Below are 13582 nucleotides of genomic sequence, written 5' to 3' on the forward strand. Positions count from 1 at the left end.
GGCTTTGACATTCTGGGCATTTCATTGTTCTTTCTGCTTATTTTATTTTTCATTTATTTTACCTCATCATCTCTTAATCTGACAACGCCCAAATTTTCGATAATCAAGGAAATAAATTTGCCCCCATCAAACCGACTCGATCAACTGCGCTCTTTTTGGTCCCTAACATCGGAAAAAATCCTCAATAAGGCTTGACAAACTAGCTAGACTTGACTTATAATTATTCTTATAGTGGGAATCCGTGTCGCCCTGCAACCCCTCTCTTTTCAGGCCAGATGCAGAAGTAACTTAAAGATGACAGAATTTCGCATCGAGAAAGACACCATGGGAGAAATTCCCGTACCTGCCGATAAACTTTGGGGAGCGCAGACCCAAAGATCCCTACAATACTTTAGTATCGGTGATAATCTCATGCCCCGGGAGATGATCGGGTCCTATGCCATTCTCAAAAAAGCCTGTGCAATTGTCAATCAGCAAAAACAGCGCTTGAGTGAGGAGAGAAAAAACCTTATCTGTCAAGTCTGCGATGAAATTTTAGCCGGACAACACGCGGATAACTTTCCCCTCTACGTTTGGATGACGGGAAGTGGCACCCAATTTAACATGAACATCAACGAAGTCATCTCCAATCGTTGCAGTCAACTGACGGGGAATCCTCTGGGTAGCAAAACCCCCGTTGACCCCAACGATCATGTTAATATGTCCCAATCGACTAATGATTCCTTTCCCTCGGCCATGTATATTGCCGTTACCTTGGCAGTCAAGGAAAAATTAATTCCCAGTCTGCAACTATTACGGAATAGTCTCGATGAAAAGGCGCAATTATGGGCAAATATAGTTAAAATTGGTCGCACTCACCTACAGGATGCCACCCCCTTAACCCTCGGACAAGAATTCTCCGGTTATGTGGGTTTATTAGATGATGGCAGCGATTGGCTAGAAAAATGTCTAGAAAAAGTCTATCGTTTATCCTTGGGAGGAACAGCAGTCGGTACGGGAATTAATGCTCCTCTCGGTTTTGCTGAAGATGTGGCTGCCGAAATCGCTAATCTGACCAAATTACCCTTTATTACCGCTCCTAATAAGTTTACTGTGCAAGGTTCCCACGATGCTCTGGTTTTTTTGAGCGGGGGACTGAAAACTATCGCTAGTTCCCTCTATAAAATTGCTAATGATATCCGTTTACTTAGCTGTGGTCCCCGTTGTGGAATCGGAGAATTACAGCTGCCAGAAAATGAACCGGGTTCTTCAATTATGCCGGGAAAAGTTAATCCCACCCAATGCGAAGCTTTATCGATGATAGCAGTGCAGGTGATAGCTAATGATTTAGCGGTGACGATGGGAGGTGCTGGGGGACATCTGGAGATGAATGTCTATAAACCGCTGTTGATTCATAATCTCATGCAGTCTATCCGTTTGCTCACTGATGGTTGCAGTAATTTCTGTCAATTTTTGGTTCAGGGGATGACTGCTAATGAAAAACAAATTGAGACTTTTTTAAATCAATCCTTGATGCTGGTGACTGCATTAAGTCCCGTGATTGGCTACCAAAAGGCTGCCTACGTCGCTCACTATGCCCTAGAAAAGGATTTAACCCTGAAAGTGGCAGCCTTGCAACTAGGATACATCAAGGAAGCGGATTTTGAGCGCATTGTTGACCCCGCTAAAATGGTTAATCCCTACGTTGCCGATGGTTAATTCTCTGAGGGGTTGACTGCCGTAAAAATCAGAGGTCGCAGGCAGGCACGGATTCCCATTGTACATATAAGTATAAGGCAAGCGGCGGGATTTGTCAAGCCCCGCCAGCAAAAATTTGTCTTATCTGGGAGTATCGAGGCTAATCATTGCGGGAATGTTCAAATTCATAGACATAAAACAACCCGCTCAACTTTTGCAGAGCGTAGCCGATAATAGCTAAACCGATTGCTACTAGGATTGCCATCCAGAATCCTAGGGTCGGGAATAAGCTCAAGGGCGATATATTGGTTAGGTTAGTGGTTGCTGCCCGTAAAGCGAGCGAGCGAGCATCGAGGAAAATTGCCAAGAAAACCGAGACAATCGCACCAATATAACTAAATAAAGTCAAACGCTGTATATTTTTCCGAGCATTTTGGCAAACCTGACAATCTTTAGTATGAGTTGTCCAAACATCAAAAAGCTGGCGTTTATCGAACTCTGGGGCTGGTAATTGGGGATTACAGTCAGCTGCCCAGGGAATCCTCCCTCCGGCTCTGTTTTTGAACCACTGACGAAAGGTAATCACCATTTTATCTTGAGGATTGGGAGTATAAACCGCATCGAGCCAATTTTCTGGCCGTCGGGCTAAAATTTTCTCTTGGTAGTGAAGAAAAACGAGGTCTTGGTGTAAAAATACAGAAGCAAGGATATGACCTAACCAAGTGGGCATAGGTAAGGCAAAAAAACCTAATCCGGGGGGGGTTTTTCCGGCTTTATTTTTGACTAACACCTGACAACCGATATGACGACACCAACCCGGACGAGTGGGAATAGCGTATAAAACTAGGATTAACTTGCCCCCATCGGTGAAAGTGGTGCAAATTCTCATCTGACAGGGGGGGTGAAAATCGTGAACGGCTGTCTCTATAATCGCCGCCGTGGGAGTGATAGCAAAGGAAAACCCTTCTTGGGTGGATAGCTCTCTCAGACGCGGCATATCGTAATATTTAGCATCTTGATAACGATTACCGACAATACCATGGTGAGAAACGGGAACATGAGCAGGATCAGCGACATTTTCCATAAAAAAGTCCCAACCGTAGGGTAAATCGCGGATATTCCAAAATAATTGCCGAACTTGCTCCGAATCTGACTCTAATTCCGCTACGGTAGCCGGCTGTCGCTCCTGACTTTCCTGTTGAGCCTGCCTTCCCGATTCTGCCCATACCCAGATTAACCCTTGACATTGCTGGGTGGGGTAGGCAACGGCACAGGATTTCGGATTTGAGCAGTTTTTGGCTTCCGTTTGTGCATCCTGTGATTGTGGAATGCTAACACAATTACCCTCCCTATCAAAACGCCAAGCATGATAAGCACAGAGCAAGGTTCCATCAGCTTCGATACGTCCTTCTGACAAAGGAGCCAACCTATGGGGGCAAAAATCGGCAAAACAACACCATTGATTGGAATTATCGCGCCATAACACCAGATCTTTCCCCAATAACTGGATTTTATGGGGACGGGAGGGATCGAGAAATTCGGCAACAGCGACGGGATACCATTGCTTAGTCCATTGAAAGGTTTCTGGAGAAGAAGAAAAGCTCGATTCAGCCAATGGATAGCTATTTTCACTGAAAAAGGGGGTTTGGGCGGCAATATTCATATTTTTGCGGAGATACTAGGGAGCAGTTGAACAAGATTATAATTTATTGTCACTATCCCCGTCCAACACCCGCACTTTTTCCTATTTCCTGTTCTCTTTAAGGCAAAATTTCTCGACAAGAGATTACCGGTTCTTCGGTTTATCTTATGCAACGGACAGGATGATAAGAGATGAAACCCTTATAGAGAAAGACATTGCTTCGATTTTTGGCAATTGTTTATGCCCCCCCTATCGAACCATACCAAGTAACGAAGAGCCAGATTACCTAGATCCTAAACTTGGGTAATGATAGCGAAGAAAACAAACAGAAAAATCATAAATGCTGCTGCCATGGGGAAGAAGGATTTAGGAAGATTAATAACTTTCTCCAGTTTCAGGAAACCCACCAGAAAATAAGCGACGATTGCCAGGAGAATCGGGATAACCACGCGCAAGATTGTGCCAAGGGGACTAGAGAAAAATTCACCGATTTTATAGCGGGGTGTATTTTCTTCCGCGTGAGGAGGAATAGTTACACTTGTCCAAGTTTCTCCCCCATCGGTGGAACGAAAAACTGTAGTTTTAGCGCCACCAAAACCGAATAAAGTTTTATCTTGAGCGTAATTAGGAGAAAACTGGACGGAGATACCAGAGGAAGGGATACTATGAATTTTCACTAGGGGTATTTTAGGATCACCAATTGATTGAAAAGTTTCTCCTCCATCGGTAGATTTAAACAAACCATCTCCCTGTAAACTAACTATTACCGTGCGATCATTAGCATAATCAGGAGAGATAGCAATGGTTTCTACTGATGCCTGAGGATTAAACCCTGGTTTCTCTAATTTTGTCCAACTTTTAGCCCCATCTTTGGTGACATACAAACCAGAAAAAATTGTCCCCGCAAAAATAGTTCCATCCTTGGGATAATTGGGAGATATTGCCAACTGCACATTAGAAGCTTTTGATAGAGGTGTTCCTTGACTGACATTTTTCCAAGTTAGTCCACCATCAACACTTTGATAAATACCCTCTGTTCCCGTGACAAACAAAGTTTTATCCTTAGAAAAATCAGGGGAAGCTACCATGGACGGGGCATAATTACCAAAAATTCTGCCCACTTCACTGATCTTTTTAACCGTATTTCCTCCATCGGTAGAACGAAATATTCTACCCTGCTGATTGGTGAGAAAAAGAGTTTTATCCTTGGCAAAATCTGGGGAAGGAACTATCCTCGGACCGCGGACTTTCTGATCGATTTCGATAATTTTCCAGAAATCACCACTGTTATCGGATTTGGCAAATTTATTGCGTAAAAACCCCGCAAAAATAGTTCTATCTTCTCCATAGTTAGGAGAAAAGGCAATGTCAAAGAAACGCCGGGGATCTTGTCCTGATTCTTCGGGATCTTTACCAAGTCGATAAACCTCTAAACCGCGATTAATTGGTGTCCAAGTTTCCCCTTTATCCCGACTGATAAAGATATTGCCTACATAATTAGCAATGACAACAGTACCATCCTGGGCATAATTAGGAGAAACCGCCATAGCGATAACTGTTCCCCGGGCTAAAGTTGCTATTTCCTGCCATTGTTTGCCGCTATCCGTGGTTTTAAATAAGCCATTAAATCCCCCTAAAAACATCGTATCTTGAACTATTTTTAAATCCATAAAATGGGGAACTTTATAATCATCAGCCTGTTTATCTTTGGTTAAACCCTCGCTCATTTTTGTCCAACTTTTGCCCCCATCTTGCGAAACACACATTCCGTCATACCAAGTGATGGCATAAAGGGTTGAATTTTGGGCATACTGGGGAGAAATAACGATGTCTTCGATGATTTTATCTTTAATTCCTTCGTTAACAGCTTGGAAGGTTTTACCATCATCAACGGTTTTAAAAATACCTGCTTCTTTTGTGCCGACAAAAAAGGTTTTATCCCTGTCTAAATTAGGAGAAAAAGCAATTGTATCCACTGCCCCCACATTAGCAGGTAAGGGGAGATTCTGCCAAGTTTTTCCCCCGTCGGAGGAAGTGTATAATTTACCCTGTTCATCCCCGAAAAAAATTCGATCAGGATTGTTGGGAGTAATAGCTAGAGAGGTTATCAGTGCCGTGGTGGGGAAAATATTTGACCAATTTTTACCGCCATCTTCGGTTAAATAAACCCCTTTTTCTAATCCCACTGCCGCTACTATATTGGGATCGGAAGGGGCAATTTCTACGAAGTTAATAAATTTAGTTTCTAAACCCTGATTAACTTTCTGCCAAGATTCCCCCGCATCTTCACTTTTATAAATACCATCGGATCTTGAAGCTAAATAGAGAATATTTTTATTGAGGGGAGATAGGGATAGGGAACTTAATTCCCCCGTATAATCTAAACCTTGAATTAATCTTGTCCAGTTGCTACCTCCATCCCCAGACTTATAAAAGTTATTTCGCACCAAGATATATACTGTATTATCTGTCTGGAAATCGGGAGAAACTTCCAATTGACTAATCACATCATGGGGACGATGGGCAAAAGCAGCGCTACTCCCAAGACAAAAAACTATAGCGATTATCAATAAAATGAGATTAAACTTGTAGGCGAATCTCAGCAAACTTTGGCGATTAATCATACTTAAACTGCTAATATCGAGGATAAAAATTGACCTAATCTAGCAAAGGGCGATCAAAATTTAAGCAAGGGTTCTGTAAGAGTATAGACGAAAATGGCGATTATAACCATTACTAAAATCAGGCTTATTTGCTATCAGCATAGATTAGAACCAATCTCTACACTTTGATTATTGTAGAGACTCATGGCCTTTTGTAACCCTTGTTTGAGACCAAGTTCGATCGCTTTTCTGGACAAGTCTAACACTTTCAAGATAACTTGGTTTTCTTGGGGGGTGAATCGGCCTAAAACGTGGGAAATTGTCGCTTTTTCGGTTGATTTACCGATTCCTATGCGTAAACGAGCGAAGTTTTCCGTGCCAACGTGGGCAATCATTGATTTAATACCGTTGTGTCCGCCAGCCGATCCCGATAGACGGATTCTCAACCGGCCTAGGGGCAGATCCATGTCATCGTAAATGACTAAAATCGACTCTGGAGCTAGTTTATACCAGTCCAGCACCGATCGCACCGATTGCCCGGAGCGATTCATGTAGGTTTGGGGTTTCAAGAGACGAATTTTGCCCGGGAGAGGACTGTCACCTTCGGCAATAAAACCTTGAAATCGCTTGTTTTCCTGCCAAGATAGCCCCCAATCCCGCGCTAATGAGTCCACAGCTTCAAAACCGATATTATGACGGGTGCGATCATATTTGGGTTCGGGATTGCCCAAACCGATAATTAACTGAGGAATGATTAAATTAGGGGTTTTATCGGAATTCATAGGGGAAAATCGGGTTTTTAACCATGACCCGACTCTTATTATCACCGAATTAGCACTCCGAGCGCTGGAACAAAGTTTCTAGATAAACCTTGGCACAGCTATTTTGCTCCTCAAAATTCATCCTTTCGGAGGATTGACAATTAAGTAGAAAAAATGATAGAGCCGCCGTAAACACGCCATCTTGATCCCAACCGGGGTGAGTTTCTAGATATTGTTGTAGGGATTGGTGGAGGATTTCGGGGATTTCTGCCAAGATACTGACGGATGTATTCATATCGTTTACCTCTGAATCTGAAGTGGGGAAATCCCTGACTGGTGCAGTGGACAGTAAGGACTATTGTGAGCCAAGTTGGGGGGAGTTGCAATATTACCAGATGTAAAGGAATGCTTTAGAAAAACTTAATATTTACGAGCGAATAAGGGTTAGAGCTAGATTTTATTTACTCAACTTAACAATAACTCAGTATCTATCGATGGGAATTTTTACAATCAAGATTAATTTTTTCTCGAAGCAAGTGCCGATTCTATCGCTGTTGCCTGTGGAAAAGTCTGGGTAAACTGTGGAAAACTTGGGAGTGAGTGGGGAAATACTGGGGAATGTATGGGGGAAAACATTAGGGAAAAATAAGATTTGCAAATTTTAATCCGTAGTGGTGCCAAATTAATTTTCATCTTCGAGAAAGGCACTCTTGCCAGAGTACCTTTTCTAGCTGAATGCTGGCTGCTATGCTTTCACCACCAATACTGAACAGGTAGCTTCTGCCACCACAAAACTACTAACAGAATCTTCGATCACCCGTTGAACTCCCGTTAATCCCCGACTGCCGATCACGATCAGATCAGCATGATAGATATTAGCTAAACGAATAATTTCCTCCGCTGGATCACCAAAGATGACCTCGATTTCACTAGGGGCAGCAATCTGGGATTGATAGCAGCGCAATTGATCTTCAATGATCTCACGGGAGGGGTGAGGGCGATCAACTGGCGATTCATCTCCCTCCTTGCCGAGGATATGGGTGAGGATGATGCAAGAATTTGCCGTTAGAGAAAGGGAATTCAAGGACTGAAGGACTCGATCCGATAATTCCCCACAATCTAAGGCAACAACGATATTTTTAAACATTTTGACTAAATCCTGCCGCAAATCTTTTATTTTGCCATTATCTAAGGATAATAAGCCTAGATAGACAATTTTATAGGTTATTGCGCTCGGTTAAGATTTCGTACCCCGTGGCGGTTACTAAGACAGTATGCTCAAACTGAGCGGAGAGAGCATTATCCATCGTCACCACCGTCCAACGATCGCGCAAAGTTCTGGTATGTTTAGATCCCGCGTTGACAATTGGTTCAATTGCCAGAGTCATTCCGGTGCGGAGTTTGACATTGGCTAACTGATTAGTGCGAAAATTAAATACCGAGGGTTCTTCGTGGAGATTTCTGCCGACTCCATGACCGGTAAAATCTTCTACCACTTGGAAACCGTTAGCTTGAACGTGATCTTCGATCGCTCCTGCAATATCGAGCAGATAATTGCCAGCTTTTACCTGATTTATGCCTTTATATAAGGCTTCTTCCGCCACGCGGATTAATTTTTCGGCTTTGGGAGAGACGGAACCGATAGCGATCGTGATACAGGAATCCCCATGATAACCTTGGTAGTAGGCCCCCGTATCTACCTTTAACACAGAACCGGCTTTGAGGCGTTTTTTCGGGCTAGGGATACCGTGAACGACTTCGTTATCGACAGAGGCACAAATCGAGGCAGGAAAGCCATAATAACCTTTAAAACTAGGGGTAGCACCCATTTCGCGGATACGTTTTTCCGCATAGGCATCCAGATCCGCCGTCGTCATTCCGGGTTGAGCGATCTGGGCAATTTCCTTAAGGACTGTGGCGGCAATTTTACCCGCTTGTCGCATAATAACGATTTCTGCGGCGGATTTGGTTTCGATTCCCCGGCGGCTTTTCTGTACTCGCGGTGAACCTACTTGCTCTGGGGTTTTAGTTTCCGGAAAAAGCAGCTTGGTTAGGATGTTCATGGACAGTTGGCTCAGAGTCTTTACTTAGGGTCTGCTGAATAAATCTAAAAACCTTGTTGGGTAAGACTTTTAGACTTTTTGTCAATCAAAAAGTACCGGACTGGGAGTGATCAGGAACCCTACACCCCACACCCCACACCCCACACCCTACCACCACCGAAAAACTTTTTCAGCAGACCCTACTTAACTTAGCATTTTCCCTGCGATCGATGACTGCTCTGGAGAAATCAAGGAACATTTAGAAAAGCTATAGTAGGAAAAAGGCTATTTTTCCGGCGAGGTGACAATTTATGGCAGTCAAAAAAGAGTTTTCCAGTTTTCAGGAACTGTTGCAAACCACTAATCTCCCCGTGTTAGTGGATTTCTATGCCACTTGGTGCGGTCCTTGTCAAATGATGGCTCCGATTCTAGAACAAACGGGAATGTATTTCAAAAATCGCCTACAAATTGTCAAAATTGATACAGACAAATATCCCAATTTAGCCAGTAAGTACGGTATTCAAGCTTTACCGACTTTAGTAGTCTTTAAAAATGGTCAACCGATCGATCGAATCGAGGGAGTGGTGCAGGTTAACCAACTGGTTCAACATTTACAAACTCTGTTGTAAGATAATTTTGAACCAGAACTAGGAGTTAGTGTCATGGCAAAGGCGATTTGGAATGGTGCAGTGGTAGCGGAAAGCGATAACTGCGAAATTGTCGAGGGAAACTATTATTTTCCCCCCGATACCATCAAAGCTGAATATTTTCAATCCAGTAACACCCATACCATTTGTTCTTGGAAAGGAGAGGCTAGTTATTATACTCTTAGGGTAGATGGACAGGACAATAAAGATGCCGCTTGGTATTATCCCGATCCTAAACCAAAAGCCCAAAATATTAAAGGATATATCGCTTTTTGGCGAGGTGTGCAGGTTGAGAAATGATCGCCATCTACCCCGGCAGCTTTGATCCAGTTACACTCGGTCATTTAGATATTATCGAACGCAGTGTGCCACTATTCGAGCGAGTAATCGTGGCAGTTCTCTGCAATCCCCATAAAAACCCCTTATTTACCGTCGAAAAACGCATAGAACAGATCAGTTACTGTACAAAACACCTGAAAAACGTTGAGATAGACAGTTTTTCAGGATTGACGGTTGAATATGCCAGATTGAAAGGCGCTAAGGTGCTGTTGCGGGGGTTGCGGGTCCTCTCAGACTTTGAAAAAGAACTGCAAATGGCCCATACCAATAAAACCCTCTGGGAAGGGATCGAAACGGTTTTTTTAGCCACCACCAAAGAATATAGTTTTTTAAGCAGTAGCGTGGTTAAAGAAATCGCTCAATTCGGTGGCTCCGTCACCCATCTAGTCCCAGAAAACGTTTCTAGAGATATTTACTCATACTACAGTTAACATACTAGAATACAGCAATGAGGACGATCTGAACCTATGGCGCGCCGAGAACCTAATGATCGCAGAAAAGCAGTACCTAACACTTCTAATAGTGGGGTTCCCAGTCCACCCGTCGATTTCGATATCTATCAGGATTTGGCGCGTCTGCAAGAGATGATTTTTGATAGTTTCCATATCCCCCTCACCCGTTGGACAATCATCGATGAGGGACAGATATCCGAACAGATCGATCTCATCTATGAAACCGTGCCACCGGCAGTACAGAAAGCTTTAGCAATTTTGCAGGAAGAACAGGAAATTATCACTAAAGCAGAAGAATACGCTCAACAAGTCCTTCGTTCCGCTCAACAAAGGGCTGCCCAAATTCTCGATGAGTCCGGTATTATTCAACAAGCAGAACGGCAAGCGGCCCAAATTCGTCAACGGGTTCAGCAGGAGTGTGAATCCTTGCAACAACAAACCCTCGATGAAATCGAACAGATGCGTCACAGCACCTTGCAGGAAGTGCAACAGTTACGACAAAAAACCCAAGCTGAATGTCATGAAATTCAAAAAGGCGCTGACGACTATGCCGAAGCAGTTTTAGAACATCTCGATCGAGAATTAGGGGAAATGTTACAAGTTATTCGCAACGGTCGTCAACAGGTAAGATCGAAACCAACATCGTCAAAAAATCTACCCGGAGAACGTCCTTAATCAGTGATCAGTGATCAGTGATCAGTTATCAGATGTAAGTTTTAAGTTAATTAGTTAGTTATCTTCATCTTTATCCCTGATTACTGTTTGCTTACCACTGAAAAGCAGCCAACCCCTAATATCTCACTGATAAATGATCACGGAATTTCATGAATAACCCCTCCTCGAATTCCCATCTATTCGGACGCTTTGTCAGCGGGTTATTCAGCTGGAAAATTTGGTTATTTGTCCAGATATTTCAAGGCAGTAAAAGCTTTTATCGATTCTTGTATCATTATTTATATCGTCGTCCTAAAATCGATCGCATTCTCGGTAGCGATGTCATCTATATTCCTGAGAAAAAACTTTATAGCATTCCCCTTGATGTGCTGAAAATGGAGCGGCAAATGGTTAATAGTGATCGCCAGCAGTTGACTTCTATTACTACTTGGAAAGTTAAAACGATTCATCCCACCATCACCGAAACCGAGATACAATTCCACGATATTACCGTCGATTTACAACAGGTACACCTGATTAAATCAGACCTTGATAACTACGATTATACTAATACTCGCCGCTTGGCTCCTCTGGTGAAAACCTTGCTTTTTGAAATTAACCCCAAAATTGCCAGTTTAGTAGAAAAGAGAAATCAATTACATAGACTGCGAAATCTGGCCGCATCTTCCGAAATTTTTCATTCACAAACCCGATTGTACGATCGAGCAATTAATCAAGTCCAGCTAATTATTGATCAAGCGGAAACTTTGAGACAAGAATGTTTAAAATTTATCCGAGAAACCCTGATCGAACGGGAATTAGTGCAATCCGATATCGATACCAATCTCCTTGATTTGCCCCTCGATTTTGCTAGTCAATATCAACTAATTCAAGAAAAATATCAACTCTGGAAAGAAGAAGTACAAGCTTATTTTGAATTAAAAGATTCTTCCCTACCTAAAAATTAACTATCACCGTCAGTTATCAGTATTCAGGAGATTATTTTTATTTATTCTCCCTGCTCCTTTTTCCCAGTTCCCACTTTCCTATACTTTTGAAACAGGATTTAGTATTATGTCAAGTTTAACGGCAATTCGTGAACATATTTTTGCTTGGGGAAAACGCACCTATATCATGGGTGTTTTAAACGTTACTCCCGATAGTTTTAGTGATGGGGGAGAATTTGACAATGTTGAAAATGCCCTGCTACAGGCAATGAAAATGATCGAGGCCGGGGCTGATATAATCGATATCGGTGGTCAATCCAGCCGTCCGGGAGCCGAAGAAATTAGCCTAGAAGCAGAATTATCGCGAGTTATCCCCGTAATCACTGCTATTCGACAACAAAGTTCTATTCCTATCTCTCTCGATACTACCCGGGCGATCGTGGCAGCCCAAGGTATCGCCGCCGGGGCCGATTTGATCAATGATATTTCTGGGGGAACCTTCGATCGCCTATTATTGCCCACGGTGGCTAAATTGGCCGTTCCCATCATCCTCATGCACCTGCGGGGCAATCCGCAAACCATGCAATCTTTAACACATTATGACGATTTAGTCAAGGAAATTAAAGAATTTTTACAGAATCGCGTTAAGGAAGCTTTACAGTGGGGTATTGCTAGGGAAAATATTATCATCGATCCAGGGATTGGTTTTGCCAAAACCGGGCGACAAAATCTTGAGTTATTGCGAGAATTAGGGCAATTTCGGGATTTAGACTTACCTGTTTTAATTGGATTGTCGAGAAAACGCTTTATTGGCGAGATTACAGGCAAAGATGACCCAAAAGAACGAGTTTTCGGAACGGCGGCGGCCTGTGCAATAGCGATCGCTAAGGGGGCCGATATCCTGCGCGTCCATGATGTGGATGCGATCGTAGATGTGAGTAAAGTGGTGGACGCAATCGAGCGAAGTTGAAAATTTTTGCTAGTCTTAGAATCATCCACACTTCGATCGAAATCAGCGATGAATAGCCAACTAACTAGCGATCATTGTATGTTACCCGTGATTCGATCTCCCCGGGATTATCAAGTTTTTCGCATTAGTGCTGGGGATACGAATCGTTTAGCGATCGTCTTCGATTCTACCGTAGCGGGGGATTCCTTGACCGTTTGTGTGGAAATTTTCGATCCCCACGGTCGCACCCCTACCCATCGTCATCATTTTGCCGTAGAAATGTTTTTTATCCTCAAAGGGGAAGGAATGGCTATCTGTGATGGTAAACCGATTCCCCTGGGTCCGGGGGATAGTTTATTAGTCCGTCCCACAGGTATTCACGAGATTAGAAATGTGGGGGACGGAAGACTTTATGCACTATGTTTTATGGTTCCCAATGAGGATTTTTCGGAATTAATTCGTAATGGCATCCCAGAGGAGTTAGACGCAGAAGATTTAGAGGTGTTGATGGGAACTATTAAAGGATAATCTAGCAATATCATCCCTTAAATTTTGGGCTTTTTTTCTAGAAAGAGGGCGATAAAAAAGGTAAAGGTTCCTCCCAGAAGTCCGAAGATTAGCCAATTTAATCTTGGATAGCCTTTATTGATAGCGATGACTGTAGCAATGCCACCGATGAGACAATGCCAGAAAAAAAGCAACAAGAATAAATCCAAGCTCAGGGAAATATCACCAATTAGTTTCATATTTTCTCAGTAGAGCGATAGAGTTAATTGTTTAGATAGGGTCTGCTGAATAATGGTAAAACCCTTTTAAAATAAAGCTTTTGACCTGTTAAAGTCCGATGTTAGTGCAAGAAAATAGGATTG

Annotated in this window: 15 protein-coding genes; 8 read left to right on the plus strand and 7 right to left on the minus strand. The window is 42.9% G+C overall.

Features of this window, described 5'->3' with window-relative positions; genetic code table 11:
• Positions 1 to 294 precede the first annotated feature (294 nt).
• The gene (gene fumC / locus BGL89_RS10765; protein WP_286825707.1) at positions 295 to 1698 is read left to right on the plus strand and encodes a class II fumarate hydratase; all 1404 of its coding nucleotides are present in this window, start codon (positions 295 to 297) and stop codon (positions 1696 to 1698) included.
• A gap of 139 nt (positions 1699 to 1837) precedes the next feature.
• On the opposite strand, the gene BGL89_RS10770 is transcribed toward fumC, so the two are convergent.
• The 6 genes from BGL89_RS10770 to map form a co-directional block, all read right to left on the minus strand.
• Complete coding sequence (locus tag BGL89_RS10770; RefSeq protein WP_286825708.1) at positions 1838 to 3340, minus strand: aromatic ring-hydroxylating dioxygenase subunit alpha; 1503 nt, start codon at positions 3338 to 3340, stop codon at positions 1838 to 1840.
• Between the two features lie 272 nt (positions 3341 to 3612).
• On the minus strand, positions 3613 to 5943 hold the full coding sequence (locus BGL89_RS10775) for a WD40/YVTN/BNR-like repeat-containing protein (protein WP_286825709.1): 2331 nt from the start codon (positions 5941 to 5943) through the stop codon (positions 3613 to 3615).
• 134 nt (positions 5944 to 6077) lie between these two features.
• Positions 6078 to 6704: an aminoacyl-tRNA hydrolase gene (pth, locus tag BGL89_RS10780; protein WP_061430600.1), complete on the minus strand. Its 627-nt coding sequence runs from the start codon at positions 6702 to 6704 to the stop codon at positions 6078 to 6080.
• A gap of 49 nt (positions 6705 to 6753) precedes the next feature.
• Entirely contained in the window at positions 6754 to 6978 is a 225-nt protein-coding gene (locus BGL89_RS10785) for a DUF2811 domain-containing protein (RefSeq protein WP_002800048.1), read from the minus strand.
• A 450-nt stretch (positions 6979 to 7428) separates the two neighbouring features.
• Positions 7429 to 7830 carry a universal stress protein gene (locus tag BGL89_RS10790; RefSeq protein WP_286825710.1) on the minus strand — a complete coding sequence of 134 codons (402 nt, stop codon included), beginning with the start codon at positions 7828 to 7830 and terminating at the stop codon, positions 7429 to 7431.
• A gap of 70 nt (positions 7831 to 7900) precedes the next feature.
• Complete coding sequence (map, locus tag BGL89_RS10795) at positions 7901 to 8746, minus strand: type I methionyl aminopeptidase (protein WP_286825711.1); 846 nt, start codon at positions 8744 to 8746, stop codon at positions 7901 to 7903.
• A 290-nt stretch (positions 8747 to 9036) separates the two neighbouring features.
• On the opposite strand from map, the gene trxA reads away from it, so the two are divergent.
• The 7 genes from trxA (at position 9037) to BGL89_RS10830 (ending at position 13241) form a co-directional block, all read left to right on the plus strand.
• Entirely contained in the window at positions 9037 to 9354 is a 318-nt protein-coding gene (gene trxA / locus BGL89_RS10800; protein ID WP_149979133.1) for a thioredoxin, read from the plus strand.
• Between the two features lie 33 nt (positions 9355 to 9387).
• Entirely contained in the window at positions 9388 to 9672 is a 285-nt protein-coding gene (locus tag BGL89_RS10805; RefSeq protein ID WP_045360724.1) for a DUF427 domain-containing protein, read from the plus strand.
• On the plus strand, positions 9669 to 10142 hold the full coding sequence (coaD, locus tag BGL89_RS10810; RefSeq protein WP_002758057.1) for a pantetheine-phosphate adenylyltransferase: 474 nt from the start codon (positions 9669 to 9671) through the stop codon (positions 10140 to 10142). The genes BGL89_RS10805 and coaD overlap by 4 nt, the downstream gene beginning before the upstream one ends.
• A 36-nt stretch (positions 10143 to 10178) precedes the next feature.
• Positions 10179 to 10838 (plus strand): ATP synthase subunit B family protein, encoded by a 660-nt coding sequence (locus BGL89_RS10815; protein ID WP_041803739.1) that lies wholly within the window; start codon positions 10179 to 10181, stop codon positions 10836 to 10838.
• Between the two features lie 149 nt (positions 10839 to 10987).
• Complete coding sequence (locus tag BGL89_RS10820) at positions 10988 to 11785, plus strand: hypothetical protein (RefSeq protein WP_286825712.1); 798 nt, start codon at positions 10988 to 10990, stop codon at positions 11783 to 11785.
• Positions 11786 to 11891: 106 nt separating this feature from the next.
• Entirely contained in the window at positions 11892 to 12734 is an 843-nt protein-coding gene (gene folP / locus BGL89_RS10825) for a dihydropteroate synthase (protein ID WP_286825713.1), read from the plus strand.
• Positions 12735 to 12782: 48 nt separating this feature from the next.
• A complete protein-coding gene (locus BGL89_RS10830; protein ID WP_002758047.1) occupies positions 12783 to 13241 on the plus strand; it encodes a cupin domain-containing protein in 459 nt (152 codons plus the stop codon).
• A gap of 17 nt (positions 13242 to 13258) precedes the next feature.
• Here the strand turns inward: BGL89_RS10830 and BGL89_RS10835 are convergent, their stop codons facing one another.
• Complete coding sequence (locus BGL89_RS10835) at positions 13259 to 13459, minus strand: hypothetical protein (RefSeq protein WP_036389287.1); 201 nt, start codon at positions 13457 to 13459, stop codon at positions 13259 to 13261.
• Positions 13460 to 13582 lie beyond the last annotated feature (123 nt).

The sequence above is a fragment of the Microcystis sp. LSC13-02 genome (assembly GCA_002282935.1).
In the GTDB taxonomy this organism is placed as follows: domain Bacteria; phylum Cyanobacteriota; class Cyanobacteriia; order Cyanobacteriales; family Microcystaceae; genus Microcystis.

Excerpts from the sequence above, each read along its gene's own strand:
- fumC (WP_286825707.1), top strand. The coding sequence starts at position 295 with ATGACAGAATTTCGCATCGAGAAAGACACCATGGGAGAAATTCCCGTA.
- BGL89_RS10770 (WP_286825708.1), bottom strand. The coding sequence starts at position 3,340 with ATGAATATTGCCGCCCAAACCCCCTTTTTCAGTGAAAATAGCTATCCA.
- BGL89_RS10775 (WP_286825709.1), bottom strand. The coding sequence starts at position 5,943 with ATGATTAATCGCCAAAGTTTGCTGAGATTCGCCTACAAGTTTAATCTC.
- pth (WP_061430600.1), bottom strand. The coding sequence starts at position 6,704 with ATGAATTCCGATAAAACCCCTAATTTAATCATTCCTCAGTTAATTATC.
- BGL89_RS10785 (WP_002800048.1), bottom strand. The coding sequence starts at position 6,978 with ATGAATACATCCGTCAGTATCTTGGCAGAAATCCCCGAAATCCTCCAC.
- BGL89_RS10790 (WP_286825710.1), bottom strand. The coding sequence starts at position 7,830 with ATGTTTAAAAATATCGTTGTTGCCTTAGATTGTGGGGAATTATCGGAT.
- map (WP_286825711.1), bottom strand. The coding sequence starts at position 8,746 with ATGAACATCCTAACCAAGCTGCTTTTTCCGGAAACTAAAACCCCAGAG.
- trxA (WP_149979133.1), top strand. The coding sequence starts at position 9,037 with ATGGCAGTCAAAAAAGAGTTTTCCAGTTTTCAGGAACTGTTGCAAACC.
- BGL89_RS10805 (WP_045360724.1), top strand. The coding sequence starts at position 9,388 with ATGGCAAAGGCGATTTGGAATGGTGCAGTGGTAGCGGAAAGCGATAAC.
- coaD (WP_002758057.1), top strand. The coding sequence starts at position 9,669 with ATGATCGCCATCTACCCCGGCAGCTTTGATCCAGTTACACTCGGTCAT.
- BGL89_RS10815 (WP_041803739.1), top strand. The coding sequence starts at position 10,179 with ATGGCGCGCCGAGAACCTAATGATCGCAGAAAAGCAGTACCTAACACT.
- BGL89_RS10820 (WP_286825712.1), top strand. The coding sequence starts at position 10,988 with ATGAATAACCCCTCCTCGAATTCCCATCTATTCGGACGCTTTGTCAGC.
- folP (WP_286825713.1), top strand. The coding sequence starts at position 11,892 with ATGTCAAGTTTAACGGCAATTCGTGAACATATTTTTGCTTGGGGAAAA.
- BGL89_RS10830 (WP_002758047.1), top strand. The coding sequence starts at position 12,783 with ATGAATAGCCAACTAACTAGCGATCATTGTATGTTACCCGTGATTCGA.
- BGL89_RS10835 (WP_036389287.1), bottom strand. The coding sequence starts at position 13,459 with ATGAAACTAATTGGTGATATTTCCCTGAGCTTGGATTTATTCTTGTTG.